1 protein-coding gene is annotated in these 727 nt (G+C 26.4%); it reads left to right on the top strand.

Features of this window, described 5'->3' with window-relative positions:
• Positions 1 to 119: 119 nt before the first annotated feature.
• Positions 120 to 727: ABC transporter substrate-binding protein (locus HMPREF0202_RS14950; RefSeq protein ID WP_023052333.1), on the top strand; the 608-nt coding region annotated here is incomplete at its 3' end.

Genomic DNA, 727 nt, shown 5'->3' with positions numbered 1-727 from the left:
TAAATATATAATATTTTTGGTATTTTTTTTCATTTTTAAATATATTGGAAATAAAATTTTACATAGTTGCTATTTTTTGGTACTCTTATCATAATAATTAAATACTAAGGGGGAATTCTATGAAAAAAATATTTAAATTATTACTACTAGTTACACTTTTTATTAGTTGTGGAAAAGAAAAAGAATCTACAAAACAAGTAGCAACACCTAAAGGGAATAAATTAATTTATACTCAAAGTAGTGAATCTGTAACTCTTCATCCTCACGAAGCTACAGATGTGTATTCTAGAAGAATAATTTCAAATATTTTTGATAGACTTATTGAAACTGATGAAAATTTAAAAATAGTTCCTGGATTAGCTGAAAGTTGGGAACAAGTATCACCTACTGAGTTAAAATTTAATTTAAGAAAAGGAGTTAAATTTCAAAATGGTGATGAGTTAACTTCTGAAGATGTAAAATATACTTTAGAAAATGCTAAAAAATCATCTAAAGTTGGAACTCTTTACTCAGCTATTGATAGTATCGAAACTCCTGATAAATATACAGCTATTATTAAAACATCAGCTCCATCAGGTTCATTAATACACCACTTAACACACATAACAGCTTCTATTTTAAATAAAAATTATTATGAAAATACAAAAGATGTAAACCACACTCCTATGGGAACTGGAGCATACTCTTTAGTTGAGTGGAAACCTGGATCATATATGACATTAAAAAG

It is taken from the genome of Cetobacterium somerae ATCC BAA-474 (assembly GCF_000479045.1).
GTDB classification, from domain to species: domain Bacteria; phylum Fusobacteriota; class Fusobacteriia; order Fusobacteriales; family Fusobacteriaceae; genus Cetobacterium_A; species Cetobacterium_A somerae.
Note: the sequence above shows the minus strand (reverse complement) of the source record. Positions and strands in the feature narration are given on the sequence as shown.